23 protein-coding genes are annotated in these 25109 nt (G+C 65.3%); 9 read left to right on the plus strand and 14 right to left on the minus strand.

Annotated features, from left to right (window positions below; genetic code table 11):
- Positions 1 to 30: 30 nt before the first annotated feature.
- Genes metC through G5S42_RS33285 form a run of 3 tightly spaced genes read right to left on the minus strand, consistent with a single transcriptional unit; the run spans position 31 to position 2754 of the window.
- Positions 31 to 1221: a cystathionine beta-lyase gene (gene metC, locus G5S42_RS33275; RefSeq protein WP_176111028.1), complete on the minus strand. Its 1191-nt coding sequence runs from the start codon at positions 1219 to 1221 to the stop codon at positions 31 to 33.
- Positions 1221 to 1853, minus strand: coding sequence for a cysteine dioxygenase family protein (locus G5S42_RS33280; protein WP_176111029.1), 633 nt, complete (start codon positions 1851 to 1853; stop codon positions 1221 to 1223). The genes metC and G5S42_RS33280 overlap by 1 nt, the downstream gene beginning before the upstream one ends.
- 7 nt (positions 1854 to 1860) lie before the next feature.
- Positions 1861 to 2754: an amino acid ABC transporter ATP-binding protein gene (locus tag G5S42_RS33285; protein ID WP_281375135.1), complete on the minus strand. Its 894-nt coding sequence runs from the start codon at positions 2752 to 2754 to the stop codon at positions 1861 to 1863.
- Positions 2755 to 3063: 309 nt separating this feature from the next.
- Here G5S42_RS33285 and G5S42_RS33290 point away from each other — a divergent pair, with 309 nt between their 5' ends.
- Genes G5S42_RS33290 through G5S42_RS33300 form a run of 3 tightly spaced genes read left to right on the plus strand, consistent with a single transcriptional unit; the run spans position 3064 to position 5505 of the window.
- Positions 3064 to 3924: a transporter substrate-binding domain-containing protein gene (locus G5S42_RS33290; RefSeq protein ID WP_176111030.1), complete on the plus strand. Its 861-nt coding sequence runs from the start codon at positions 3064 to 3066 to the stop codon at positions 3922 to 3924.
- A gap of 2 nt (positions 3925 to 3926) precedes the next feature.
- Positions 3927 to 4670 (plus strand): amino acid ABC transporter permease, encoded by a 744-nt coding sequence (locus G5S42_RS33295; RefSeq protein WP_176111951.1) that lies wholly within the window; start codon positions 3927 to 3929, stop codon positions 4668 to 4670.
- Positions 4660 to 5505, plus strand: a complete 846-nt coding sequence (locus G5S42_RS33300) for an amino acid ABC transporter permease (protein WP_176111031.1) — start codon at positions 4660 to 4662, stop codon at positions 5503 to 5505. The genes G5S42_RS33295 and G5S42_RS33300 overlap by 11 nt, the downstream gene beginning before the upstream one ends.
- 36 nt (positions 5506 to 5541) lie before the next feature.
- Here the strand turns inward: G5S42_RS33300 and G5S42_RS33305 are convergent, their stop codons facing one another.
- The 7 genes from G5S42_RS33305 to G5S42_RS33335 form a co-directional block, all read right to left on the minus strand.
- Positions 5542 to 6591 carry an ABC transporter substrate-binding protein gene (locus G5S42_RS33305; RefSeq protein WP_176111032.1) on the minus strand — a complete coding sequence of 350 codons (1050 nt, stop codon included), beginning with the start codon at positions 6589 to 6591 and terminating at the stop codon, positions 5542 to 5544.
- 28 nt (positions 6592 to 6619) lie between these two features.
- On the minus strand, positions 6620 to 7357 hold the full coding sequence (locus G5S42_RS33310) for an ABC transporter ATP-binding protein (protein WP_176111033.1): 738 nt from the start codon (positions 7355 to 7357) through the stop codon (positions 6620 to 6622).
- Positions 7350 to 8177 (minus strand): ABC transporter permease, encoded by an 828-nt coding sequence (locus tag G5S42_RS33315; RefSeq protein ID WP_176111034.1) that lies wholly within the window; start codon positions 8175 to 8177, stop codon positions 7350 to 7352. Before G5S42_RS33315 ends, G5S42_RS33310 begins: the two co-directional genes overlap by 8 nt.
- Positions 8178 to 8187: 10 nt before the next feature.
- Positions 8188 to 9546 carry an LLM class flavin-dependent oxidoreductase gene (locus G5S42_RS33320; RefSeq protein ID WP_176111035.1) on the minus strand — a complete coding sequence of 453 codons (1359 nt, stop codon included), beginning with the start codon at positions 9544 to 9546 and terminating at the stop codon, positions 8188 to 8190.
- A 37-nt stretch (positions 9547 to 9583) separates the two neighbouring features.
- Positions 9584 to 11251, minus strand: coding sequence for a rhodanese-like domain-containing protein (locus G5S42_RS33325; RefSeq protein WP_176111036.1), 1668 nt, complete (start codon positions 11249 to 11251; stop codon positions 9584 to 9586).
- A 75-nt stretch (positions 11252 to 11326) separates the two neighbouring features.
- Positions 11327 to 12550, minus strand: coding sequence for an acyl-CoA dehydrogenase family protein (locus tag G5S42_RS33330; protein WP_176111037.1), 1224 nt, complete (start codon positions 12548 to 12550; stop codon positions 11327 to 11329).
- Between the two features lie 65 nt (positions 12551 to 12615).
- Positions 12616 to 13773: an LLM class flavin-dependent oxidoreductase gene (locus G5S42_RS33335; protein ID WP_176111038.1), complete on the minus strand. Its 1158-nt coding sequence runs from the start codon at positions 13771 to 13773 to the stop codon at positions 12616 to 12618.
- 428 nt (positions 13774 to 14201) lie between these two features.
- On the opposite strand from G5S42_RS33335, the gene G5S42_RS33340 reads away from it, so the two are divergent.
- Positions 14202 to 15032: a VOC family protein gene (locus G5S42_RS33340; protein WP_176111039.1), complete on the plus strand. Its 831-nt coding sequence runs from the start codon at positions 14202 to 14204 to the stop codon at positions 15030 to 15032.
- A gap of 42 nt (positions 15033 to 15074) precedes the next feature.
- Here the strand turns inward: G5S42_RS33340 and G5S42_RS33345 are convergent, their stop codons facing one another.
- The 4 genes from G5S42_RS33345 to G5S42_RS33360 are packed head-to-tail and all read right to left on the minus strand — an operon-like array spanning position 15075 to position 19760.
- Positions 15075 to 15875, minus strand: a complete 801-nt coding sequence (locus G5S42_RS33345) for an ABC transporter ATP-binding protein (RefSeq protein WP_176111040.1) — start codon at positions 15873 to 15875, stop codon at positions 15075 to 15077.
- Positions 15872 to 16750: an ABC transporter ATP-binding protein gene (locus tag G5S42_RS33350; RefSeq protein WP_176111041.1), complete on the minus strand. Its 879-nt coding sequence runs from the start codon at positions 16748 to 16750 to the stop codon at positions 15872 to 15874. The genes G5S42_RS33345 and G5S42_RS33350 overlap by 4 nt, the downstream gene beginning before the upstream one ends.
- An 11-nt stretch (positions 16751 to 16761) precedes the next feature.
- Complete coding sequence (locus tag G5S42_RS33355; RefSeq protein WP_176111042.1) at positions 16762 to 18585, minus strand: ABC transporter permease; 1824 nt, start codon at positions 18583 to 18585, stop codon at positions 16762 to 16764.
- Positions 18582 to 19760, minus strand: coding sequence for an ABC transporter substrate-binding protein (locus tag G5S42_RS33360; RefSeq protein WP_176111043.1), 1179 nt, complete (start codon positions 19758 to 19760; stop codon positions 18582 to 18584). The genes G5S42_RS33355 and G5S42_RS33360 overlap by 4 nt, the downstream gene beginning before the upstream one ends.
- A 339-nt stretch (positions 19761 to 20099) precedes the next feature.
- Between G5S42_RS33360 and G5S42_RS33365 the strand changes: the two genes are divergently transcribed.
- The 5 genes from G5S42_RS33365 (at position 20100) to G5S42_RS33385 (ending at position 25069) form a co-directional block, all read left to right on the plus strand.
- Positions 20100 to 21110, plus strand: coding sequence for a LysR family transcriptional regulator (locus G5S42_RS33365; protein ID WP_176111044.1), 1011 nt, complete (start codon positions 20100 to 20102; stop codon positions 21108 to 21110).
- The gene (locus G5S42_RS33370; RefSeq protein ID WP_176111045.1) at positions 21107 to 22612 is read left to right on the plus strand and encodes an NAD(P)-binding domain-containing protein; all 1506 of its coding nucleotides are present in this window, start codon (positions 21107 to 21109) and stop codon (positions 22610 to 22612) included. The genes G5S42_RS33365 and G5S42_RS33370 overlap by 4 nt, the downstream gene beginning before the upstream one ends.
- Positions 22613 to 22626: 14 nt before the next feature.
- On the plus strand, positions 22627 to 23193 hold the full coding sequence (locus G5S42_RS33375; RefSeq protein WP_176111046.1) for a CMD domain-containing protein: 567 nt from the start codon (positions 22627 to 22629) through the stop codon (positions 23191 to 23193).
- The gene (locus G5S42_RS33380; RefSeq protein ID WP_176111047.1) at positions 23190 to 23765 is read left to right on the plus strand and encodes a peroxidase-related enzyme; all 576 of its coding nucleotides are present in this window, start codon (positions 23190 to 23192) and stop codon (positions 23763 to 23765) included. Before G5S42_RS33375 ends, G5S42_RS33380 begins: the two co-directional genes overlap by 4 nt.
- 128 nt (positions 23766 to 23893) lie before the next feature.
- Entirely contained in the window at positions 23894 to 25069 is a 1176-nt protein-coding gene (locus G5S42_RS33385) for an ABC transporter substrate-binding protein (protein WP_176111048.1), read from the plus strand.
- Positions 25070 to 25109 lie beyond the last annotated feature (40 nt).

Raw genomic sequence — 25109 nt, forward strand, 5'->3', positions numbered from 1 at the left:
GAAGAGCAAGAAGTTGAGAAGGGACGGCGCTTATTGAAGGACGTGCCGAAACGCTTGCCGCAAATCACCTATCAGGTCGACCGGATCTTCAAGTCCGACATGCAGGCGTACGACCGGCTCGCTGCCGCGCCAGTAGCTGTGCTCGCGCAAGCGCGACTGCGGCGCGACGAGCGCGAGGCTCTCATAGCCGCCCCACGAAGCACCGATGCCGAACAGCCGCAGGGCGTCGACGAATGCGCTCGCCTGCTCGCGGCTCGCTTGCCGCAAAGCAAACGATACGAGTCCATTCGCGCCCTTGAAGTCGCGACGCCACAATGCGTGTCCCGGATCTTCGGGCAGCGCCGGATAGAACACCCGCGCAACCGCACTGCACTCGCTCTGTAGATAGCGCGCGACTTCGAGCGCATTGCGCCCATGCTGGGCGAGACGCACGGCCAGCGTGCGGATGCCGCGCAGCGCGAGGGAGGCGTCGTCGGCGCCCACGCTCAGGCCGAGGGCGTCGTGTGTGTCGCGCAACGTGCGAGCGAGTTGCGGGTTCGAAGTCGACACCGCCCCTTGCATCAGATCCGAATGACCGCCCAGATATTTGGTGGTCGCCTGGACGGCAATATCGGCGCCGAGCGCGAGCGGCTGGTAGAGCAATCCCGCGCCCCATGTGTTGTCCGCCGCCAGCAGCACCGAATGCTCGCGCGCAAACGCCGCAAGCGCGGGCAGATCGATCACTTCATACAAGAACGACGATGGCGATTCCGCGTAGATCAGGCGCGTTTCAGCACGCAGGAGCGCTGCGGGCACACCGTCGCTCGCGCTGAAATAGCTGAACGACACGCCAAGCCGTGTGAGCAGAGGTTCCACGCGCTCGCGCACCGGGCCGTAGACGCCGTCCTGCACGAGCACGTGATCGCCCGGCGACAGCAGCGCGATGAAAACGAGCGAGATGGCCGACAGACCCGAAGGCGCCAGCAATACGTCGCTCGCCCCCTCCAGTTCACCGATGGCGGCCTCCAGCGCACGATGCGTCGCCATGCCATGACGCCCATACATGCTGACGGGCTCGCCCGCTTCGCGCCGGTGGTGCAGGCTCGCGCGAACCGCCTCACTCGCGAAGCGCACCGTGCTGGTACGCACGACCGGAACGTTCACGGGCGCGACGCCGTCCTCGAATGGCGGCGAGCCCGCGTGCACCACGCGCGTGTGCAGTCGATCGCCAGGCGACGCCATCAGCCGACCGCCTGGGTGGCGCGCTGCATGTGCTTCGCGTTGTAGCGCACCACGAGGCCAGTATCGGTTTCGAAGCCGAGGCGGTCCGTCAGCGTTTCGAGCGGACGGCCATAGAGATGGAAGTGAAGCGTCGGCTCCGCGCCGCCGACATGAATGCTGTGGATGTCGTCAGGGAGAAAGGCAATCGGTACACCCGGCCGCACCACCACTTCGTGCGACAGTTCGAGCGTGGCGCGCGCCGGATCACGGCCGTCGTCGGTACGTCGATAGATACGGTTCAGCTCCGCGCCGTCGATAGCCGCAATCACGGCCCATGTGTCGTGGTTGTGCGGGATCGTCGTCTTGCCGGGCTGCAGCGAGTTGAGGTACAAGGCGAGCCCATCTTCGCCGGGATTGAGCCGGTAGCGGGTCGAGGTGTCGCCACTGTCGGCCCGCGGCGGCGGAAAATCGGTGGCGTCGAACAGTGCGCGCCGCGTCGCGAGTTCGAGCAGCAGCCCGCTGATCGCATTCAGCGCTTCGCGCGTGACGCCCTTTTCAGCGATGATCCGGCGGACGTCGGCAAGCAGATCCTGCACTGCTTCGCGGCGCTGTGCGGCAATTGGGCTGCTCGCTTCGTTCGTGGTTGTCGTCATGGTCGTGTCATGGGTTGTCGTGGGGTAACGTCGCCGCGCGGCTCGCACGGTCTTCGCCGCGGGCGCGTTGCAAAAAGAGTCGAGTTCTGTCGTGGACGGGGTTGCCGAACAGCTGCTGCGCACTGCCATGTTCGACGATCACGCCGCCTTCCGTGAAAAACACTTCGTCGCTGATGTCTTCGGCAAAGCGCATTTCGTGCGTGACGAGCACGCAGGTCTGCCCTTCGTCGACCAGTTCGCCGATCACGTTCAGCACTTCGCCCACCGTCTCGGGGTCGAGCGCCGAGGTGACTTCGTCGAACAGGATCAGGTCGGGCCGCATCGCCAGCGTGCGCGCAATCGCGACCCGCTGCTGCTGCCCGCCGGACAGCGCGCCCGGATAAGCCTTTGCCTTGTCGGCGAGACGCACCTTGGCTAGCAACGCGTGAGCGTCGCTTTCCGCCTGGGCACGGCTGCGGCCCAGCACCCGCACCGGCGCGATGGTCAGATTCTCGAGCACGCTCAGATGCGGAAACAGGTTGTATTGCTGAAACACGAAACCGATCCGCTTGCGCAGCGCAACACGCTGCGCATCCGTCTTTTGCGCGCGCACGTCGATGCCGTCGACGGTGATCTCGCCGCTTTGCGGCGCGAGCAAGCCGTTGATGCAACGCAGAATCGTCGACTTGCCCGAGCCAGAAGGGCCGATGATCGAAACGGCCTGGCCACGCCTGACCGACAGATCGATGCCGTTGAGTACGGCTGTGCTGCCGTACGAAAGCCGCACGTCGCGCAATGACAGCAGTGCATCGCCAGGCGAACCGGTGGCTGCGCTTGTCTCGTTGCTCGCGCGCACCGTGGCACCCTCAGTGGATGCGAGACCGATACGTGCCGCACGAACCGAGAAAATCAATTCAGTCATTGGGTGTCCTGTCGTCAAAGCGGAGCTGCGGGCACAAAAGCACACTTCGCACTCTTCCCGCTTTACAACCAGGCATTCTAGGAATCAGCCCGCCAATTACGAACCAACGAATAAGCGAAAAGATATTCGGCGATCTGCAATGTAACCGATAACCTCGCAATGGCATGCGAGCACACGCTTTAACATCCGTGTGCTTTGCTTAGCAGATTCATTTGGTTTGCCGCGCATCGGCTTTGGCATAGGGTATGCGTCGCAGTGGCATTTTCGTCGACGCGAGACACACATCTCCCTCCTCCTATCCCATCGCTCATGAAATCAGGCAAAGCGGCATATACCAAACGACTGTCATCCTTCTCCCTGCTCACCTCGATTGCCGCCGGTGTTGGCGTCGCGGCCTTCTCACCGGCGTATGCAGACCAGACCCTCGACAAGATCAATTCACGCCATGAAATCGCGGTCGGCGTGCTGATCGGCGGCAGTCCGTTCGGGTCGCTCGATCCGCAAACCCAGCAGCCGCGCGGCATGAACGTCGACCTCGCGAACGACATCGGCAAGCGTCTCGGCGTGAAGGTTCAACTGGTGTCGGTCCAGCCGTCCACGCGCGTGCAGTTCCTGCAGCAGGGCAAGGTCGACATCCTGATCGCGAACATGGAGTACAACGCGCAGCGCGGCGAGATTCTCGACCATGTGCCGACGCCTTACTATCGCGTCGGCGGGACCGCCATTACGCCGAAATCGAGCGGCATCACGAAGTGGGAAGACCTGCGCGGCAAGCCCGTCTGCATTTCGCAAGGCAGCAGCTATATCCGGCCCGTCGTGGAGAAGTACGGCGCCGTGCCGCGCGCATTCCCGGGCGCGTCGCAATCGCTCCTGGCGCTGCGCGGCGGCAGTTGCGTCGCGGCCGTTCACGACGCCGCACCGCTGCTTTATCCGCTCCAACAGCATGATCCCGAATGGCGCGACTACCGCACGCTGCAGCCGGAGCTCGAACCGGCGCCGTCGGTGATCTGGGTACGGCAAGGCGAAAAGGACACGGCCGCGAAGCTCGATGCGATCGTGCGCGACTGGCATCGCACCGGCTGGCTGATCGATGACGAGGCGAAAAATGGCCTGACGCCGCCGTCTCCGGCGCTAGCCGAGTGGCACCGGCAATTGCCCGCGCTGCAATGAGCATGGCCGCCTCGTTCCATGCGCTGATCGACGCGGCCGCGCACGCCGGGCTCGACTATCGCTTTCTGCTCGATGCCTACGAACGCGTGCCCTTCGTACAAGGCATCGCGGTCAGCGTCGAACTGGTCGTCGCGACGATGCTCGGCAGCGCGCTCGCCGGCCTCTTGCTGCTGCTCGCGCTGCGTCACCGCAATGCGTGGATTGCCGGCGCGGCGCGCGCGTTCATTGAGCTGACACGCAATACCCCAACAATCGTGCAGCTTTACTGCGCGTTTCTCGTGCTGAACATGCTCATTACGCAATGGCTGCGCGAGACCCACCTCGACAATCCGTTCAAGCCGTTCTTCTGGGTCGTGCTGGTCCTGTCGCTGCACAAGGGCGCATTCCACGCGGAAGCGTTACGCGCGGGCTTCGACGCATTGCCCGTGCAAACGCTCGAAGGCGCGGCGTCGCTCGGCTTCGATCGTGCGACGCGCTTCTGGCGCATCGAATTGCCGCTCGCGTTTCGCACGGCCCTGCCGGCACTCGTCAACAACTTCGTCGAACTGGTGAAGGCGACCGCGCTTGCGTCCGCAATCGCGGTGGGCGACCTCACCTACCAGTCGATCATGATCTGGACGCAGCGCGACAACGTGCTTGCGCTGATGGTACTGATTCTGCTGTTCTTTGGCGTGCTGACATGGCTAGTCAGCCGTGCAGGTCGATGGCTCGAAAAACGTTTGTGGATTCCCGGCTATGGCGTATAGATCGCTCGACCCGGCTGCCCCCAAGGCTGCCTCCAACCTCGATCGTCTTCGCGACGACCCCGCTCGCACAAAAGCGCTCACGCCCGGCATAGCCGCCGCGCTTGGCGTGCTGATCGCCGGTGCACTGTTGTGGGTGTTTTCGCCCGACTCAGGCTCGCGTGGCGAAACGCTCGCGCGCTTCGTCGAGTGGACGCCCGCGCTCGCCTACGGCTTCGCGTTGAATGTCCTCATCAGCCTTGGTGCGATCGTGGCGGGCTCCGTCCTCGGTCTGCTGATTGGCGCGCTCGCACTTGCAGCTTCGTGGCCGGGACGCCTCGCGAGGATCTGGGTTCAGGTCTTTCGCAACGCGCCGTGGCTGGTTCTCGTCTATTTCACCACTTACGTCTTTCCCTTCGAATTCAGCGTATTCGGCACGACATTGCCGTTTCCCGACTGGATGAAGGTGACGCTCGCGTTGGCACTTCCGGCCAGCGCGAACATTGCCGAAGTGTTTCGCGGCGCGGTGGCATCGATTCCTACTACGCAGTGGGAGGCAGCGGGCTCACTGGCGTTTTCGCGCGCGCAGATTCTGCTGCACATCGTGCTGCCGCAGTGCGTGCGCCGCATGCTGCCGCCGTGGATGAACGTCTACGCGATCATCACGATGGGGACGGCGTTGTCGTCGCTGGTCGGCGTTCACGATCTGATCGACACCGCGCAGATCGCGAGCAGCACGGTCGCCAGGTCCAGCTTCACGGTTCTCACTTACCTGGCGACACTGGCGATCTTCTTCGCCTACTGCTATCCGATCTCGCTGGTCACGCGCTGGCTCGAACGACGGTTCGTCAACGTCTAGCGCCAGCGGTTCGGCGCGCGGGATCGCAGCGGCGGGTCAGTCTTTCGACGGGATCGGCCAGATCGCTTTCTGCGCCGCATTGAAGCGCGGATCGTATTCGACGTCGACCTTCACCTTCTTGCGGATCGCGTGTCCGTCGTAGAGGATGTCGGCGATGTTCTGTTCCTCACCGAGCAGGCCCTTGTCGAACTTGACGAAGCTGCCGCTGCGCACCTGGTACTCGAACGCGGCGCGTTCGTCGGAGATCTTCAGCGTGTCCTTGAGAATGCCGATCACCTCATCCTTGTGCGCATCGTGCCAGGACCAGTAACCCGACATGCGGAAGAAGAAATCCTGCAGCGCCGCTACCTTGACGGGGTCTTTCAGATCGGCCGACGTGGTCGTCCAGACGTTGAGCGCCGGAATCTGCGTGTCGCGGTCGCTCAGCAGAACGTGGCCCGCGCCCGACCTGATTGTCGGCAGGACCGGGCCAAGCGCGCCCGCATAAACGTCAACCTGCCCCGCGTTGAAGCCCGCCGCGGACGTCGCACCGTCCGCGAACTTGATCGGCTGCACGTCTTTCTCGTTCAAGCCGGCCTTGACCAGCGTCGCCAGATATTGCGCATGGTTGTAGCCACCGTAGTTGTAGCCGAACTTGTGTCCCTTGATGGCCTGAACGCTCGTGATGCCCGCGCTCGTGCGCAGCGCGGTGATCTCCGGCGGATAGTCCTTCGAATACGCGTTGCGCCAGCCTGCGACGATGCGCAGCGGCGTCGAGTCCTTGGTCCAATCGGTGCGCGCGTTGGCCTGCTCGATCGTGAGCGAGGTGTCACCCATATGACCGAGGTCGATCCGGCCCGCGTACAGCGCCGACAGATTGGCGGCCGGCCCGGTCAGCAGCACCCATTCGATCTGGTAAGGCGTGCCGTCGACCACGCCCGACTTGCGGATCAACGCGGGAAACGCAGGGTCCTGGTAGGCAATCACGAGCTTGGTGTTCTTCACATCGACCTGCTGATTTTGGGCTTGAGCCGTGCCCGAGGTGGCGAGCGTGAAGCTGGCGAGCAATGCGGCAACGCCTGCGTAGAGCGATTTTTTAAACGACATGGCAATCCTGGGTGATGAATGGAAAAAGTCAGGCGACACTGAGCGAGAACTGTCGGAGCAGGTCGCGCTTCAGCGCATTGAATTCGGGCGAGGTCACGTCACGCTCGCGCGGCAAATCGACCCGCGTCTCGTGGCAGATCCTGCCTTTCGAGAGAATCACGATCCGGTCGGCGAGAATCAACGCCTCGTCGAGGTCGTGCGTCACGATCACGACGCCGAACCGGTAGTGGTCCCACAGCTTCAGCACGAGGCTCTGGATGCTTCGCCGCGTGAAGGCGTCGAGCGCACTGAACGGCTCGTCGAGCAGCATCAGGTCGGGCCGCCGATACAGCGCGCGGGCCACGGCCACGCGCTGAGCCTGGCCGCCCGAGAGGCTGACGGGCCAGCTCGACAGCTTGTCTTCGAGACCAACGTCCTGCAGCGCGGCGCGCGCCCGTGCCGTCGCATCGGGCTTGTGCGCGTCGTCGAGCAGCACGTTCGCCCACACCCGCAGCGCACCGATCAGGCGTGGTTCCTGGAACACGACCGAGGTATTCGCCGACACTTCCGTGCGGCCGCTCGTCGCCGATTCGAGTCCCGCGAGTAGCCGCAGCAGCGTGGTCTTGCCGGTGCCGGACGGTCCGACGAGCGCGACTACCTCGCCCTTGCGTACCGTGAAGTCGACCTGATCGAGCACGCTGTTCTCGCCGTAGCGCTTGCCGACGCGCGACAGGCTCGCGACGACGGGCGCGGTGTCCTGTTCCGTTTCGTATGCGAGCTCAGACATGTGCACCTCGCCAGGCGAGCGCCTTTCGCTCGATATAGCGCAGCAGCGCGTCGACGCCGATACCCAGCGCCGCATAGACGAGGATGCCCGCGATGATGATGTCGGTGCGCTGGAACTGGTTGGCGTTGTTCAGGATGTAGCCGATCCCGGCGCTGGCGTTGATCTGCTCCGCCGCCACCAGCGCCAGCAGCGAGATGGCCGCCGCGTAGCGAACGCCGACGAGTATGCCGGGCAATGACATCGGCAGGATGATGAGGCGAATCTGATGCGCACGCGTCAGGCGAAACGTGCGGCCAAGTTCCAGCAGCTTGGGGGCGATGCCGCGTATCGCGTGCCAGGTGCTCAGATACATCGGCGAAATGGCCGCTCCGACGATCAGCGCGACCTTCGACACTTCGCCGATGCCGAACCACACGACGAAGATCGGCACGAGCGCGATGAACGGTATGGTACGCAGCATCTGCAGCACGCTGTCGAAGCCGCGTTCGGCGGACTTGCTCAAGCCGGAGGCCACGCCCAGCAGCAGCCCCGCGCCCCCGCCGATCAGGAGGCCCAGCGCCGCACGCGCGAGCGAAATCTTCAGCGCATCCTGCAGATCGCCCGATTGCCAGAGCTCGCGATAGGCGGCGAGCACGGACGCGGGCGACGGCAGCACGAATTCGCTTGCTACACCGAGCGACGAGGCCAGTTGCCACAGCACGATCAGCAGCACCGGCACGATAGAACGCAGCAGCGGTTCGCGCAGCGTCAGGCGTCGCAGCGGCGTCGCGCCGGCAGCCGGCGCGGGGGCCACCGCAAAAGTGGATTCACGTGTAGACATACTCACTCCTTCAAGAGACCGCATCGGCCACGGCCGCGCCGATGCCCGCTTGCGCATCGGCGTAGCGGCTCGGCGGCCGTGGCAGACCATAGTGTTCACGCAGCGTCGTGCCTTCGTACTCGCGGCGGAAGATGCCCTTGCGCTGCAACAGCGGCACGACCTGATCGACGAAATCCGCGAGCCCCGACGGAAACACATCCGCATTCAGGTTGAAGCCATCCGCCGCGCGGCCGTTGAACCAGCGCTCGATGTCGTCCGCGATGGTCTCCGGCGTACCCACCAGCATCCGGTGCGCGCCGGGATTGCGATCGAGCAGATCGCGCACCGTCAGGTTCTCGCTGCGGGCGAGCAGCACGGTCGAGCGGATGAAGCCGCCGGAGACGTCGGAACGCGCACCGCTGTCGATCAGCTCATACGGCAGCGGTTCATCGAGACGCAGGTCGGCGGGCTCGACACCGAGCGCGCCGGCGAACTTCGCGAGCTCGGCACTGCGCTCGAGCAGCGCGTCCATCTCGGCCTTGCGTTGGCGCGCTTCGGCGAGCGTGCCGCCGATCACCGGATAGAGGCCGGGCAGGACCAGCAGATGAGCCGGATCGCGGCCGTGCGCTGCGGCGCGTGCCTTGATGTCGCGGTAGAACGCCTGTGCGCCCTCGAAAGTGGTCTGCGCGGTGAACACCGCATCGGCATCGCGCGCGGCGAGCGCGACGCCCGCGTCCGAGCCGCCGGCCTGCACCAGCACCGGCCGGCCTTGCGGGCTGCGCGGCAGGTTCAGCGGCCCGCGCACCTGGAAGTGCGGGCCGTGGTGCGCGATCGCATGCACGCGGGCCGGGTCCGCATAGAGCCCGCTCGCGCGATCGGCGACGAGCGCATCGTCTTCCCAGCTATCCCACAGCTTCAGCACGACATCGACGAATTCCGCCGCGCGCGCGTACCGCGCCGGCTTGTCCGGCGCTTCGCCAAAGCTGAAATTGGCGGCCGCCTGCGGGTCGTACGTCGTCACCGCGTTCCATGCGACCCGGCCGGCGCTCAGATGGTCCACCGACGCGAAGCGGCGCGCGAGGTTGAACGGATCGTTGAACGTCGTCGACGCAGTGCCGATCAGCCCGACGTGCTGCGTGACACCCGCGAGCGCGGTGAGCAGCACCGTCGGTTCGAGCGACTGCGCGGGACCGTTTGCGTGGCCACGCAACGCCAGCGCGTCGGACAGAAACACGGCATCGAGCTTACCGCGCTCGGCGATCTGCGCGATCGCGGTGAAGAAGCCGAGGTCGATGATCGACTTCGGGTTGTCGAGCGTGCGCCAGCCCGCGGGATGACGGCCCGTGCCGGTAACGTTCGTGTTCAGATGCAGTTTGCGAGCCGCACTCATGTTCCTATCCCCTGCAACGATGAATCACGGGGCGCGCTCATACCGTGCTGCTCTGCAACGTCGCCAGCCATTCGGCGCTGCGCGCGCGGTTGGCGGTGTCGAAATCGATCACGTCGATCGACGCGATGCCGTCGCGCTCGAGCTGCGCCACCAGTTGCAGCTCCCAGGCGAGGTACGACTCCATCTGCTGCGCGGCCTGGCCTGGCGGGTACTGATACGGGCTGTACCACGCATCGTCGTCGCCGGTCAGGTTGCCGTCGTCGCCTGCGGCCTGCGGCAGGCCGAGCGCGAGCCAGCGCGCGGTGCCGCCGAGCAGCGCCGCGACGTTCGCGTGCCGCTCGCGTAATTCGTCGGCGAGCAGGGCCGCCAGCACGCCGTCGCTCGACGTCAGCACGAGTTGGCGCGCCGCGTCGTCGATGCGCGGGAGCAGGTCCTGCAACGCGCTCGCGACAATGAAGCGCGCGCCGGCAATGTGCGCGCGGCGAAACGCGAGGCTGTTGTCCACGTCCACCACCTGCGCGCTGCCGGCTTCGAGCGCGCGCGCCAGCTGGTCCGCTTCGACCCATCGCGTGCGCCCCGGCCTGCGCAGCACTTCTTGCGGCTCGGCGCCGGTTTCGAAAACGACGGAAGCGTCGTCATCGGCCAGCACGAACACCTGCAGATAACCGAGCTGCACGAGCCACGACGCGGTCATGCGCGCCCGCACGCCGTCGTCGTCGCTGAGCACGACGCGCGCGTGCAGCGTGCCGACGTACTCATCGGTCGCCTGCACGAGCTGGCCGCCGGGCGCGGAGCGCCAGCCGGCGCGGTGGGCCGCATCGTATTCGAGCGGACTGCGCACGTCGAAGCGATACAGCGTGTGCGCAGCCGCTTCGCCTTCGAAACGTGCGAGCGTCGTGCGGTCGATTTCGACGACGCCCGCTTTGGCCGCGGCGCGCTGTGCGAGCGTGCGCGCTCTGGCCAGCGTGGCGTCGTCGGGGCGCGGGGCCGTGTTGATCTGACCGCGCTCCAGTTCGAGCCCGGACAACAGCCACGACATCGAGCCGCCGGTCAGCGCGGCGACCGGATTCGGGATCCCGGCATTGACGAGCGATTGCGCACCGAGAATGCTGCGCGTGCGCCCCGCGCAATTGACGACGATCAGCGTATCGGGCGAAGGCGCGGCCGCCAGCGCCCGGTAGACGAGCTCGGCGCCGGCGCATTCGACGCCACCCGGGATGTTCATCGTCTGGTACTCGGGAAACGGGCGGCTGTCGAGCACCACAAGGTCCTCGCCGGCGTCCTGCAGACGCTTGAGCGTCGGCGCATCGATATTGGGGGTGTGGAGGCGCTGCTCGATCACCTCGCCGAACGTCTTGCCGGGCACGTTGGTCCCGCTGAACACCTCGAAGCCCGCCGCCTCCCAGCCCGCGACACCGCCTTCGAGAATCGACACGTTCGTATAGCCGAAGCGCGCCAGCAACGCCGCGGCGCGCGACGTGTATTCGCCGGCTTCGTCGACGAGCACGATCGGCGTCGTGCGGCGCGGCACGAGCTGCCCGACCACGAGGCCGAGCCGCCCGACCGGCGCGACGGACGAATAGAACAGCCGGCGGCGTGCGGATACGCCTTCTTCGCGCACATCGAGGATCGCGAGTTCGTTGCGAGCGGCAAGCGCCGCGCGCAACCCGGCAGGAGCAATAAGCGGTACGTTGGATTGACTCATCGTCAGGTCTCAGGGAAGTAACGGATCTCGGAACTCGTTTGTGGTCGCACGGGCCGCAAGCGGTGCTGCAATCGCTCAGAAGAAGGCGGCGCTCGGCAGCGGCACGCCGTTCAGCGCGTGGTTGCCGAGCACTCGCGCCTTGTAGAGCCCCGGGTTATGCGAGGCAATCGTGCGGATGTTGCGCCAGTGGCGATCGAGTTGCGCCGCCTGCTTCGCGGCGGACGCGCCGCCCACGTCGAAGATCCGCGTCGCGCCATGCAGCGCGAGCTGATCGATCACGACCTTCGCTTTGGCGCTTCGCAGTGCCGCTTCCACGAACAGCGCATCGTCGGGCTGGCCGGCGATCGCGCTGTCGAACGCCTCGCCGAGCACGGCCGCCGCGTTCAGCACCGCGGCCTCGGCGACATACGCCGCGCTCTGCAACTCGCCGACCGTCTCCTGCAGCAGCGGATCGTCGGCCGGGCGCCGCGCGACCGCATGGTAGTAGTTGCGCTCGCGCTGCCGCACCAGTTCCACCGCATCCTTCGCGATGCGGCGCAGGATGCCCGCGATGATCGTCGTCAGGTAGAGCTGCGCGAAGGTGGCCTGGTGCGGCAGCTTCACTTCGTCGGCACAGACGAGCACGTCTTCGGCCGCGACCTCGACGTTGCTGAAGACGGTGGTGCCGCTCGCGGTCTGGCGCTGGCCGATGCCGTCCCAGTCCTCGCGCACGTCGACGCCCGGCTGCCGCACCGACACGCGCGCACCGACGGAACGTCCATCCGGAGTCTTCGCATTGACGATGATGTGATCGAAGTACAGGTTGCCGGTGCTGTAGTACTTGGTGCCCGTGAGCCGGTAGCCGGCGCCCGCCGGCTCGAGGCGCGTATTGCCGTCGCCGTCGCCGATGTTCTGCGTGCCGAGTTCGCTCGCGCCGAGACCGAATAGCTCGCCCGCGCGCACGCGTTGGATCCAGCGCTGGTATTGCGGCAGTTGACGCGCACGCAGCGCCTTTTCGACGAACGCGAAATGGTTGCGCAGGATGTGCGGGATATTCGAGTCGGCTTCCGCCAGATCGAGCACGAGCTCGAAGAGCTGCGGCAACGTGGCGCCCGCGCCGCCTTCGTGCTTCGGCAAGCGGAAGACGCCGAGACGTGCGGCGCGCACCCGCGCGATCGCGTCGCGCGCATCGCCTTCCCCGCGCTCGCGTGCGGCAGCACCGGCCGCGATCGCCGCGACAAGCTCGCGCAGCGCGTCGGATTGCGGCTGCGCGACGGCGAGACCGGGATCAGCGGCCAGATTCGAATCGATCGTTCCCATCAGCAAGACTCCGTGTGAATCAGATTCAGATGAACCCGTTTGTATTGGTTGTACCTGCGATGCCGTTACGCCTCGGACTGCACACGCACCCGCAGACCGGCCTGTTCCAGCAGCGGCAGCACCGCTTCGCCGAAGTACGCGAGATCGGGCTCGAAATCGTAGAAAGTCAGTTGCACGCCATCGATGCCTGCCGCTTTCAGGCGCAGCAGATCGTCGACCACATGCTCAGGTGAACCGATGATCTGAATGTTTCCGCCGAGCACCCGCTGCTCGCGCTGATGGCCCTTCCAGGCCTGGGCGTCGCTGCGGCGTCCGGTGAAGCCATCGACCGCGCCGAAGTCGGCATGCGAGAGGATCGCGTCGTGATACGCGCGCGCCTCGCTCTCGGTCGGCCGACAAACGATGGTCGGATTGATCAGCGTACGCACCTGCCGGCCATGCGACTGCGCCGCCGCCCGCACCTGGGCCGTGTGCGCCGGCAGCACGTCGAGCGCCGCGTCGATCTGCGCACCGGCCGAACTCGTGATGAAGATCAGGTCCGAGTGTCTCGCCGCATAGTCGATGCCGGCCGGCGAACTCGTCGCGTTGACGAGCACGGGGCGGCCATAACGCGGCTTCGGCGACACGAACGCGTTGCGCGTGCGGTACCACTTGCCGTCGAACGTCAGGTTGTCGTCGAGCGACCAGAGCCGCTCCATCAGCTCGACGAACTCGCTCGCCATCTCGTAGCGCTGGTCGTGCTCGAAATGGCCTTCGCGACCGAACATCTCGGCCTCGTCGATCGAATGGCCGGTCACCATGTTCAAGCCCCAGCGGCCGCCCGAAATATGGTCGAGCGTCGCGCCGAATTTCGCGAGATGCAGCGGATGCCAGTTGCCGTACAGGATGTGCAGCGTCGAGACCAGCAGGATGCGATGCGTGATCGACGCGAGCGACGCAATCGCCATGAACGAATCGAGCGATTCGCGGCGGTAGCGCAGCGTGCCTCCGTGGCCATCCTTGCCGAGCCATTGCGCTAGGCCGAACACGAGATCGAAGCCGAGGTCCTCGGCCTTGCGCGTGAGGCGCGCGTTGTAATCGAAACTCCAGTCGGTGGTGCGCGGCAGCGTCGACATCGACCAGCCGCCGCTCTGGATCGGCAGGAACAGGCCGAGCATCAACGGCTGGGCTAGCGCTCGGGAAAGCGGGCTGTCGGGGAATTGAGCGGGAGACGGAAGCGACATGAGATACGCGAAAGAAAATGAATGGAGCGCCGTCAGGCAGCTATCCTCATCAATGGATACAGGAGAGGGTTCGAAACAGCGGGTGGCCCCCACAGGTGGCCTGAGCACGCTGCGCCTCTCGATGCCGGGGCTATTTCACTAACTGCGGTGCCGGTACAACCATATTTCGTAAGCAAAAATCCGCTTTATTGTATGGACCGCCCCGGGGCTCACCAACCAAGCAATACATATATGCAATTCTGTCCAAGCCCCGCGCCCTTTCCCGGACGTACGGAATTCACCATCCGCGTGCGGCTCGTCTTCCTCGGGTCGTGACCGGGTGCCGGGCCTATCCACCCGGCGCGCTATGCAATCGACAATCCATTACTAGCGTTTTCGCGGCAGGCTTCGCATACTCGCTGGCGACCCCACTGCGGAGTTCGTCCGTCATGTCGCTTTCGCTCGACCACATCGTGATCCGCGTACAGGATCTCGAACAGACCATCGCCGATTTCACTACGCTAGGCTTTACCGTGCAACGCGGGGGCACGCACGCCGATGGCGCCACGCACAACGCGCTGATCGGCTTCGCGGACGGCAGCTATGTCGAGCTGATCGCTTTTCTGCGCGAGGCGCCGGAGCATCGTTGGTGGGATGCAAGTCATGGCATCGGTGATGGGTTCGTCGATTTCGCGCTTCTACCGCAATCGGTTGCAAGTACCATCGCCGCGGCTCGCGAACGAGGTCTCTCTTACGACGGTCCTTTCGCCGGTGGACGCGTGCGCCCCGACGGCGAGCGCCTCGAATGGCAGATCGGCAAACCGTCGAGCGCGGATCTGCCGTTCCTGTGCGGCGATCTGACGCCGCGCCGTCTGCGCGTGGCCGAAGGTGACGTACGCCATCACGCGAACGGTGCGCGCGGCGTTGGGAACATCACGCTGGCGGTGAACGACCTGAATGCGAGCCTCGCACGATATCGCGCTCTGCTCGGAGAACCCGGCGTGCAGCGTGCGCCGCTCCCCGGTTACGAAATAGAGTTGGCCATCCTGGCGCTCGGTACGACGACGCTCACGCTCGCCAGTCCCACCTGCCACACTCGCGAGCCGGCCGTTGGCCTTGCGGCCGACCTTCGGCGCCGCCTCGCCGCGCGCGGCGAAGGCGTTTTCGCGGTCGCGCTGGAGACGAACGTGGATAACGCAGCGCGCTCCCTGGATCGCGCACTCGCGCATGATTCCATCATCGAACTGATAGCAGGCTCGTCGACCGGCCGCGCACAATAACTTCACGCGCGGTCGGTGCAACGCGAAGCGCGACGGCATCTCTCACGACGCAGTCTGCGCCGCCAGCGATCCGCCGAGATAAGCGTCACGGATTCGCTGGTCGCCGAGCAGTTCGCTCGCGGTACCGGACAGCACCACGCGCCCCGTCTGCAACACGTAGCCGCGATGCGAGATCCGCAGCGCGAGGCTCGCGTTCTGCTCGACCATGAAAAACGTGATGCCCTGCTGGTTGATGGTCTGGATCAGCTCGAGCACCTTGTCGACGTAGAGCGGCGACAGGCCCATCGTCGGCTCGTCCATGCAGACTAGCGCGGGACGGCTCATCAACGCGCGCGCCATCGCCAGCATCTGCTGCTCACCGCCTGAAAGCGTGCCGGCCCGCTGACTCAACCGCTCTTTCACGCGCGGGAAAAGTTCGAGCATGCGTTCGTAGTCCTCGCTGATGCCTGCGCGGTCTTTGCGCGTGAACGCGCCCATCAGCAGGTTTTCGCGCACCGTCATGTCGCCGAAAAGCCGCCGAGCTTCCGGCACCGAAGCGATGCCTCGCCGCACGATCTGCGAGGTCGGCAGGCCGTTCAACGGTTTGCCGTCGAAGCTGATCGTGCCCGATCGCGGTTTGTGCAGGCCAAGAATCACCTTCATCGCCGTCGATTTGCCGCTGGCGTTGCCGCCCAACAGACTCACGATCTCGCCGCGCTTGATGCTCAGATTCACGCCGAAGTGCACCTGGATCTGTCCATAGAACGTGTCGATCTGGTCGAGTTTCAGCAACGGCTCGGTCATGGCGGCTTGTGCGGAGGGTGATGGGTTCGGCGCAACCAGATGCAGACTGGACCTGGTCATGCGGCCGCCGTTTCGTTGCGGCCATTCGCTACGCCGGCCGCGCCGACCTGACGATGTCCAAGGTACGCCTCGATCACGGCGGGATCGTCGCGCACTTCGGCAGGCAGCCCCGATGCAATCTTGCGGCCGTCTTCGAGCACGAGCACGCGGTCGGAAAGCTGCATCACGAGATCGAGCTTGTGCTCGATCAGCAGGATGGTGAGGCCGTCCCGTTTGAGTTCGAGAATGAGTTCGAGCATTTCGGCGGTCTCGGATTCGTTCATGCCGGCGGTCGGTTCGTCGAGCAGCAGAATGCGCGGACGCAGTGCCAGCGCGCGCGCAATCTCGACGCGCCGGCGGTTCGCATAGGACAGGCTGTGCGCCGGCTGATCGAGACGCGGCGAGAGGCGCGTGCCGAAGCGCGCCAACAGCGCCGTCACCTCCTCGCGCAGCGCGGCGTCTTCGCGCCGTACCGATGCGGGCCCGGCCAGCGCGCGCAGCACTTCCGCGAACGCCCCGACCACGGGCCAGCCCCGACGCGTCATCGCGAGCCGGGCATGCGCGCCGATCAGCACGTTATCGAGCACGCTCAGATTGCCGAACACCCGTCCATGCTGGAACGTGCGAGCGACGCCGCGCGCGGCCAGCTGCTCCGGCGCCATGCCAGTCACTTCTTCACCGGCGAACTTCACCACGCCGGCGTCGGGCGTGTCGATGCCGGTCAGCAGATTGAACAGCGTGGACTTGCCGGCACCGTTCGGCCCGATCACGCTCACGCATTCGCCGCGCGCGACCGACAGGTTCACTTCGTCGACAGCCACCAGACCGCCGAAACGGCGTGTGACGCGCCGCACGTCGAACAGGATTTCCGTGCCGGGTGGCAAAGAAGATGTCATGGTCGTCTCCGTCATACCGATCCGAGCAGGCCTTGTGGCCGGAAGCGCACCAGCAGCAGCAACATCACGCCGTAGATCAGCATCCGGTAGTCGGCGGCAAAACGGAACAGCTCGGGCAGGCTGATCAGCGCCACCGCACCGGCCATCGCGCCGATCACGCTGCCGAGACCGCCGAGAATCACCATCGTCAGCGCGAGAATCGACACTTGCGAGTCGAAGGTCTGATAGTTGATATAGCTGTACAGATGCGCCGCGATGCCGCCGCCGATGCCGGCCGCGAGACCACCGCAGGCGAACGCGATCGCCTTGTAGCGATTGGGGCGGATGCCATACGCGCGCGCCGCCACGTCGTCCTCGCGGATCGCGCGCCACGTGCGGCCCAGGTGCGAGTTCAGGAGCCGCGCCTGCAGCAGTGCGAGCAGCATGAGCACCGCGAGTGTGAACCAGTAGACGGCGCGCACGCCCGTCAACTGCCACCCGAACAGCGACAGCGGGGCAATGCCGGTGATGCCGACCGGACCGCGCGTCAGGCTGTCCCAGTTCAGGATGACGAGACCGATGATTTCACCGATGCCGAGTGTTGCAATCGACACGTAGTGGCCGCGCAGTCTGAACGACGGATAAATCAGCACCGTGCCGATCGCCGCGGTAATGAGGCCGGCGAGCGGAATGGTCAGCGCCGGCGACCAACCCAGGTTGACGGACAGCAGCGCCGACGCATACGCGCCGATCAGGCGCAGTGCCGCATGCCCCAGCGAAATCTGCCCGACCGTGCCCGCGACGAGCGTGAGGCTCAACGCGAGCAGCCCATAGATCCAGCCGTTGGTCAGCGTCTGTAGCACGTAAGACGACGGCACGACGAACGGCAGCGCGAATGCGAGCGCAACCATCGCAACGATCGTGCGAGGTGGAATGCGCAGCGCGCGGCGGTTCGACAGAAACGTGCCGGTCAGCGGCTCGGGCGGCAACCTGCGGCTCGCGCTGAAGAGACCATTGGGCCGCCACACCAGAAACACCAGCAGCAGGACGAACGCGAACAGGTCGCGATAGCTGGTGCCGAATAGCGCCACCCCGTAGCTCTCGACGAGGCCGAGCAGCAGGCTGCCGGCAATCGCGCCCGGCACGTTCCCCAGCCCGCCGATCAGCAAGGCGACGACGCCTTTCAACGTCGCCTGAAAGCCCATCGCCGGATCGATGCTGTTGTAGTACATGCCGACCAGCAAGCCGCTTAAGCCCCCGAGTCCGCAGGCAATCGCAAACACGGCCTGATTCACGGCGTTCACGTTGACGCCCATCTGCTGCGCGGCATCGCGATCCTGCGCAGTCGCGCGCACGGCCCAGCCGAGCCGCGTGAAGCGCAGGAACACGTACAGCACGCCCGCCGCGCCGACCCCAATGGCCGCGATCAGCAGATCGAGCGAGCCGATGGTGGCCCCGCCGATCGACAGCGTCCACTCGGGCAGCGAACTCGGCACAGGACGTGGATCGGGTCCGAACACGATCTGCGCGAGCTGGTCGAGCACGAAACTGATACCGATGGTAGCGAGCAGCGGCGCGATACGGGCCGCGCCCTGCAACGGCCGCAGGCCGATTCGCTCGATCAGGATGCCGAGCAGCGCGCAGCCCGTGACGGTCGCGACGAGCGCCACGGGCAGCGGCAAGCCGAGCCGCGTCAGACAAAGCCAGCCGATGAAGCCGCCCACCATATACACGGAGCCGTGAGCGAAATTGATCAGATGCGACACGCCGAAGATCAGCGCGAGGCCGACAGCGAGCAGCGCATAGATATTTCCGACGATCAGTCCGTTGATCGTGTAGTCGAACCAGGCGGTCATGGTGTGTGCACGGCGCTCGCCCCATCCCACAGAGCGAATTTGCCGTCCTTCACGACGAGGTCGAGATTCTTCGCGCCTGCCACGCGGCGCGTCTGCGGATCGAATTTGAACTTGCCGAAGATCACGCTCGGCACGTCGTTGATTTTCGTAAAGCCGTCATGCACGGCCGCGCGATCCGCGCCGTAGCGGCGAATCAGTTCGCCCGACAGAATCATAGCGTCGTATGCGCGTGCGGCGAAGGTGTCCGGATCAGCGCCGTATCTGGCGCGGTAGCGCTGCACGAAGCTTTGTACTTCAGGACGCGGATCGCCGGGGAAGAAGTTCGATTCGGTGTAGACGCCATTCACCGCAGGGCCGCCAAGATCGAGAAACTTCGGTGAATACACCGAGCCGACCGCCGCGATTGGCGTGCTCACACCGGCCGCTCGCGCCTGGCGAACGATCTGGGCACCGTCGGAATAGTACGAGATCAGCACGATCGAATCCGGCTGTTCGCTTCGCACGCGCGTGAGCGTCGCGCGAAAATCCTTTTCGTTCGGTTGATACGCTTCCGCCGCGACGACCTGCGCGCCGTCCGCGGTCGCGGCCTTCGCGAAGATGTCCTTGCTGGTGCGGCCCCAGTCCGTGTTCAGATAGAGCACGGCGATTTTCCTGAAGCCGAGTCCTTTGGTCACATAGTGCGCGAGCAGCGGCTGTTCTTCGGCCTGGCTCATCGCCGTGCTCCACATATAGTCGCCGCCCTTCGTGAATTCAGGATGCGAGTTCGTGAAACCGAACTGCACGAGACCCGCGCGCTGGTACACCGGCGACGCGGCCATCGAGGCACCGCTCGACAGATCTCCCAATTCCAGCAGGATGCGTTTGTCGTCGGCGAACTTCTGTGCGATCGCGACGGCCTGACGCGGATCGCTACGGCTGTCCTCGAAGTCATAGCTGAGCGGATGGCCGTCGATCCCGCCATTGCCGTTGATCTGTTCGAGCGCGAGATCGAAGCCACGCTTCCATTGCTCGCCGTATTGCGCATCCTGGCCGCTGAGCGGTCCGGTCACGCCGACCCAGTACGGATCGGCCGCGTGCGCCACGGGCATCACGCCGCAGGTTGCGAGCGCCAGCGCGCCGGCGAGGTGACGCAGTGTGCTGGCCGCACCGCGCTTGTTGTTCCGCAGAATCGACATACAGGTCTCACGCCTTGGAATTGAGTGAGGCCATGTAACCATGTTGCGCGGACGCGGGCCAACGAAGATGCGCGACGAAGCTTATTCCATTGCATTTGCAAAGCTTGTGAAGGTGAATGCTGATGTTCTTTACGAGAGCGTGTTCGAGATGGCCGACTGCTGCGAAAACCCCCCATTTAAAGCACTTTTTCGCGAATCACGTTCGTAGCGAGCAGATCGCCCCGAAGCGCGCAAGCAGCCGCTCACGCTAACTTTCGTCAATTGCATAGCGGAATTTATTATAAGAATTGCGCATTCAGGCGCTCCTAAAATGCACCCATCACATGGATGAGGCATCGCATGGAGCTGCATCAACTCGAAGCATTCTCGGCGGTTATGTCGACGGGCAGCATGACCGGCGCCGCGCGCCTGCTCGGCCGCTCGCAACCCGGCGTCACGAGAACCATCCAGGATCTCGAACATGAGATCGGCTACGCCCTGTTCGAACGCAAAGGACCTCGTGTCACACCGACGAGCCGTGCGTTCCGGCTGTACGGCGAAGTCGAGCGCTCGTTGATCGGCCTCGCCGCTATCGAGGCCAGCGCGCGGGCAATCGGCCGCGACGAGGTCATGCCATTGCGCGTCGTCGCAACGCCCGCACTCGCTGCGGCACTGGCGCCACGCGCAATGGCGAAGCTCGCGCAAGCAGGCGCGCGCTTCGACACGCAGCTGCGCAGCGCGTCCGCCGAGCAGGTCGCGGAGGCGTTGCTGTCACGTTCGGCCGACATCGGCATCGCGACTTTGCCGCTCGACCATGCTGCGCTCGACGTGCACTACATCATCGAGGCGCCATGCGTCGCGGTGCTGCATCCGAACGACCCGCTCGCGCAAGATGCCGTGCTACGGCTCGCGCACGTCGCCGCCCAGCCTGTCGCCACGCTGGCAAACCGCTATCGTCTGCGCAGCCGGATCGATCGCGCATTCGACGAGGCTGGCGTCGCGCCTAACGTCGCGCTCGAAACGAATGCATCGCTGAACGCGATGATGGCCGCGCAACAACAACTGGGAGTCGCAATCGTCGATCCGGTGACTGCCTTCGGCATGCGCCTCCCGGACGTCGAAGTCCGACCGCTCGATGTGGCGATTCCGTTCCTCTATGGCGTCGTCACACTGTCCGGCCTGCCTCGCAGCGTTGAAGTGAACGCGATGATCGAATCGCTCGCGGAGGTCTCGCGGATGCTTCTGCCTGGGTCCGTGCGTCACGCGGCGTCACGGCATGGCGCACTGGTTGCTCACGATCGCACGGATAGCGCGGCCCCTACCCTGCATTCCAGTTCCTTCACTTACCGCGACATCGGAGCCCCGGCATGAGCGCAACGACTCCTCCACACGCGGCTCCAGGACTCGCCGCGCTTGAAGCGCGGCTTCGCGAGGACCTCGGCTGGCTCGAGCTGCCCGCGCCTTCCTGGGTTCCCGCACGGACCTCCGACGGGCAGCGCGTGCTCGATGTCGCCATCATCGGCGCGGGCATGGCCGGGCTTACGGCGAGCGCCGAACTGCGGCTGCTCGGCATCGACAATCAGCGCCTCTTCGATCAGGCGCCGGCCGGTCAGGAAGGTCCCTGGATCACCTATGCGCGGATGCAGACGCTGCGCTCTCCCAAACAGTTGACGGGACCCGCGCTGCGCTTGCCCGCACTCACGTTCCGCGCCTGGTACGAAGCCCAGTTCGGCCGCGACCAATGGAGCGCGCTCTACAAGATTCCACGCGCGCAATGGATGGACTATCTGCGCTGGTATCGGCGCGTGCTCGATCTGCCGGTATCCAATGACACGCGTGTCGAGAAACTGCAGACGCGCAGCGATGGTCTGATCGAGCTCGCGCTATTGCACGGACCGGCCAACAACACCCGGCAAGCGCGGCGCGAAACCGTGCTCGCCCGCCATGTCGTGCTCGCAACCGGCCGGGAAGGACTGGGCGGCCCGTATGTTCCCGACATTGCCCGCGACGTTCCCTCACATCTGCGCGCGCACTCGTCGGACCCCATCGACTTTGCCGCGTTGCGCGGCAAACGTGTCGGAGTGGTCGGCGCAAGCGCATCCGCGTTCGATAACGCCGCGAGCGCTCTTGAAGCGGGGGCCGGGCGAGTCGATCTATTCGTGCGGCGCGCCGCGCTGCCCCATATCAACAAACTGACCGGCATCGGTAGCCCCGGCCTCGTTCACGGGTTCGCGAATCTGCCCGACGCCTGGAAATGGCGCTTCCTGCACTATTCGACGCAAACGCAGGCCCCACCGCCGCGCGACAGCGTGCTGCGGGTCGCCGCTCACGCGCGGGCTCATCTGCACCTGGCGAGTCCGCTGACGGGTTTGCGCCACGAAGGCGACACGATCGTCGTCGACACGCCCCGAGGGCAATACACCCTCGACTACCTGATCTTCGCGACCGGCTTTCACTCGGAAATCGACACGCGCGACGAATTTGCGCCCATCGCGCCGCACGTGCGCCGCTGGCGCGACCGCTTTACACCGGCGGCGGAATTGTCGAACGAAGAACTCGCTAGCTCGCCGGACCTCGACAGCAACTTCGCCTTCCAGGAACGCGTTCCCGGGGCCTGCCCGGCGCTCGCGCGCATTCACTGCTTCAATCACGCAGCCAGTCTGACGCACGGCAAGGTCGCCGGCGACATCCCCGCGATCAGCGACGGCGCGCAGCGGCTCGCGCGCGGGATCGCCGCAATGCTGTTCGACGCCGACCGCGATACGCACTACGCGGCGCTGCAAGCTTTCGACACCGCGGAACTCGCGGGAGACGAATGGGACGACGCCGATGCCGCTGCCGGCACCGTGCCCGCCGACACCCCTGCCCTTTAATGGACCCACACCTGATGTCTTCATCCGCTGATTCTGTATCGGCCGCCGCGACCGACGACTTCGTCGCGCAACTCGCGGGACTGTCACCCGACGGTGCGACTGCGGCGCTGCGCGCGTTCCGCGGCGACGCGACGCGTTATACGCAAGGCAGTCACGATGCGCTGTTCTCGACCGAGGTCACCGATCTGACGCTTCGCGAGCGGCTCTACGCGGCCTGGTATGCCGCGTTGCTATCGAACGCTGAGCAGACGGCGCTCGCGTATCGCGAGCGGCTGCTGGCACTGGCGAGCGCTGCTGACGCACAGACCGAAACGACGAACTCGCGACTCGATGCGATCGCCGGGCAACGCGCCGTTGCGCTCGCGTCGATCGCGAAGACCGACCAGCGGCTCGCCGCGATCCTGCTTCACACGGAAGCCCTGACGCTACGCCCCGCCGCGACCGGCAAGCCGGCGCTCTCGACGTTACAGGCGGCTGGCCTCACGACGCGCGCCATCGTCGCGCTCTCGCAACTCGTCGCGTTCGTGACATACCAGGTGCGTGTCGTCGCCGCATTGCGCGCATTGGAGGCAAAGGCATGAGTTCGAATCAAGGCTTTACGACACAGACGCTCGGCTGGTCCGACTGGCTGGACACGGTCCCGCTTGCGCAGGCATCGCCCGAGCAGAACGCGGTCCTCGAAGCAAGCCACCCTCAAGCGAAGACCTCGGACTACTACCTGTTGCTGGTGCACGAAGCGGAAATCCTGCGGCAGCGATCGGGCGCCTTCAATAGCATCATGTACGCGCCGGGCGGCTTGTCACGTGCGGAGCGTGAACTCGCGAGCACGGTCGCCTCGCGTGTCAACGGATGCGTGTACTGCGCGTCGGTGCACGCGCAGCGTTTCCAGCAGCTCGCGAAGCGCGACGACGTGATCCAGCAGATCTTCGCCGCTCCCGAAACCGCGGGAACGACGGAACGCGAGCGCGCCATCGTGCGATACGCGATCGATCTCACGCTGCATCCGCAGGCGGTCACAGCCGAATCGCTCGATGCGCTGCGCCGCGCGGGACTCGACGATGCGCAGATTCTCGATCTCAGCCATGCGATCGCGATCTTCGCCTGGGCCAACCGTTTGATGCTGACGTTGGGCGAACCAGTGTTTCCGGACTGACCGGGGCCGCCACCGCATCGACTTCGCAACAGTGCGGTGCCCAGCGAATGGATATGACAATCGCTTCGTTGCCGCACGATGTGATGCGTTAGAGACTTGCAGTCCCACTCATTCCGAGAAAATCCGTCATGCCTACCACGCGTTCTTCCGCGCTGCACCGGCGACTTTTCGCGCTTGCCGGCGCTGTCATCGCTTTCTCTTTCTCCGCCGCTTCGTCCGCGGCACCTGCCAGCGGCGAGCCGGTTTTCTTCGGCGTCAGTGGACCGTTGACCGGTCCGAACGCGCAATACGGCGCGCAATGGAAAGCCGGCTTCGACCTCGCGCTCGACGAAATCAACCGCGACGGCGGCATCGACGGCCATCCGCTGCAGTACGTGTTCGAAGACAGTCAGAGCGATCCGCGCCAGGCGGTCGCGATCGCGCAGAAGTTCGTCGACGACAAGCGCATCCTGATCGAACTCGGCGATTTTTCGAGCCCCGCTTCGATGGCGGCCTCGCCGATCTATCAGCGCGCGGGCCTGGTTCAGCTCGGCTTCACCAACTCGCATCCGGACTTCACGAAGGGCGGCGACTTCATCTGGAGCCCGTCGGTCAGCCAGGCCGACGCGCAGCCGCTGCTCGCGGATCTGGCCGTCAAACAGGGCTTCAGGCGCGTCGCCGTGCTGTTCCAGAACACCGACTGGGGCCGCGCCAGCAAGGACGTCTTCGTGAAAGCGGCAGCCGCGCGCGGCGCGCAGGTCATCGCGGCCGAAGGCTACCAGCCCGCCGACAAGGATTTTCGCGCGACTCTGCTGCGTGTGCGCGATACGAAGCCCGACGCGCTCGTGCTGATTTCGTACTACTCGGACGGCGCGCAGATCGTGCGTCAGGCGCGCACGAGCGGCATCACCCTGCCGATCGTGGCCGCGAGTTCGGTGTACTCGCCGAAATTCATGGAACTCGGCGGTGACGCCGTGAACGGCGTGACCACCAACACGAGCTTTTTCCCGGGAGACCGCAGCCCGGAAGTCCAGCGCTTCGTTCGCGACTTCGAGGCGAAGTACCATCACGAGCCCGACGCCTTCAATGCGTTCGCCTACGACGCCACGATCATTGCCGCTTATGCGTTGCGCACGGGCGGACTGGATCGACGCGGCGTGCGCGATGCGCTGTCGAAGCTGCATGACGTGCCGAGCGTCGTGTTCGGCAAGGCGACGTTCGACCCGGCGACGCGACGCGTGATCGGCGTGAAGAGCGTCAACCTCGTCGTCGAGAATGGGCAGTGGGCGCTGCTTGGCAGCAAGCCCGCGCTGGTAGCCAGGTAGCGGCCGACAGATTCGCGCGGGCCGCCTGCCGATGCGGCTG

Origin of the sequence: Paraburkholderia youngii (assembly GCF_013366925.1) — a bacterium.
GTDB lineage: Bacteria > Pseudomonadota > Gammaproteobacteria > Burkholderiales > Burkholderiaceae > Paraburkholderia > Paraburkholderia youngii.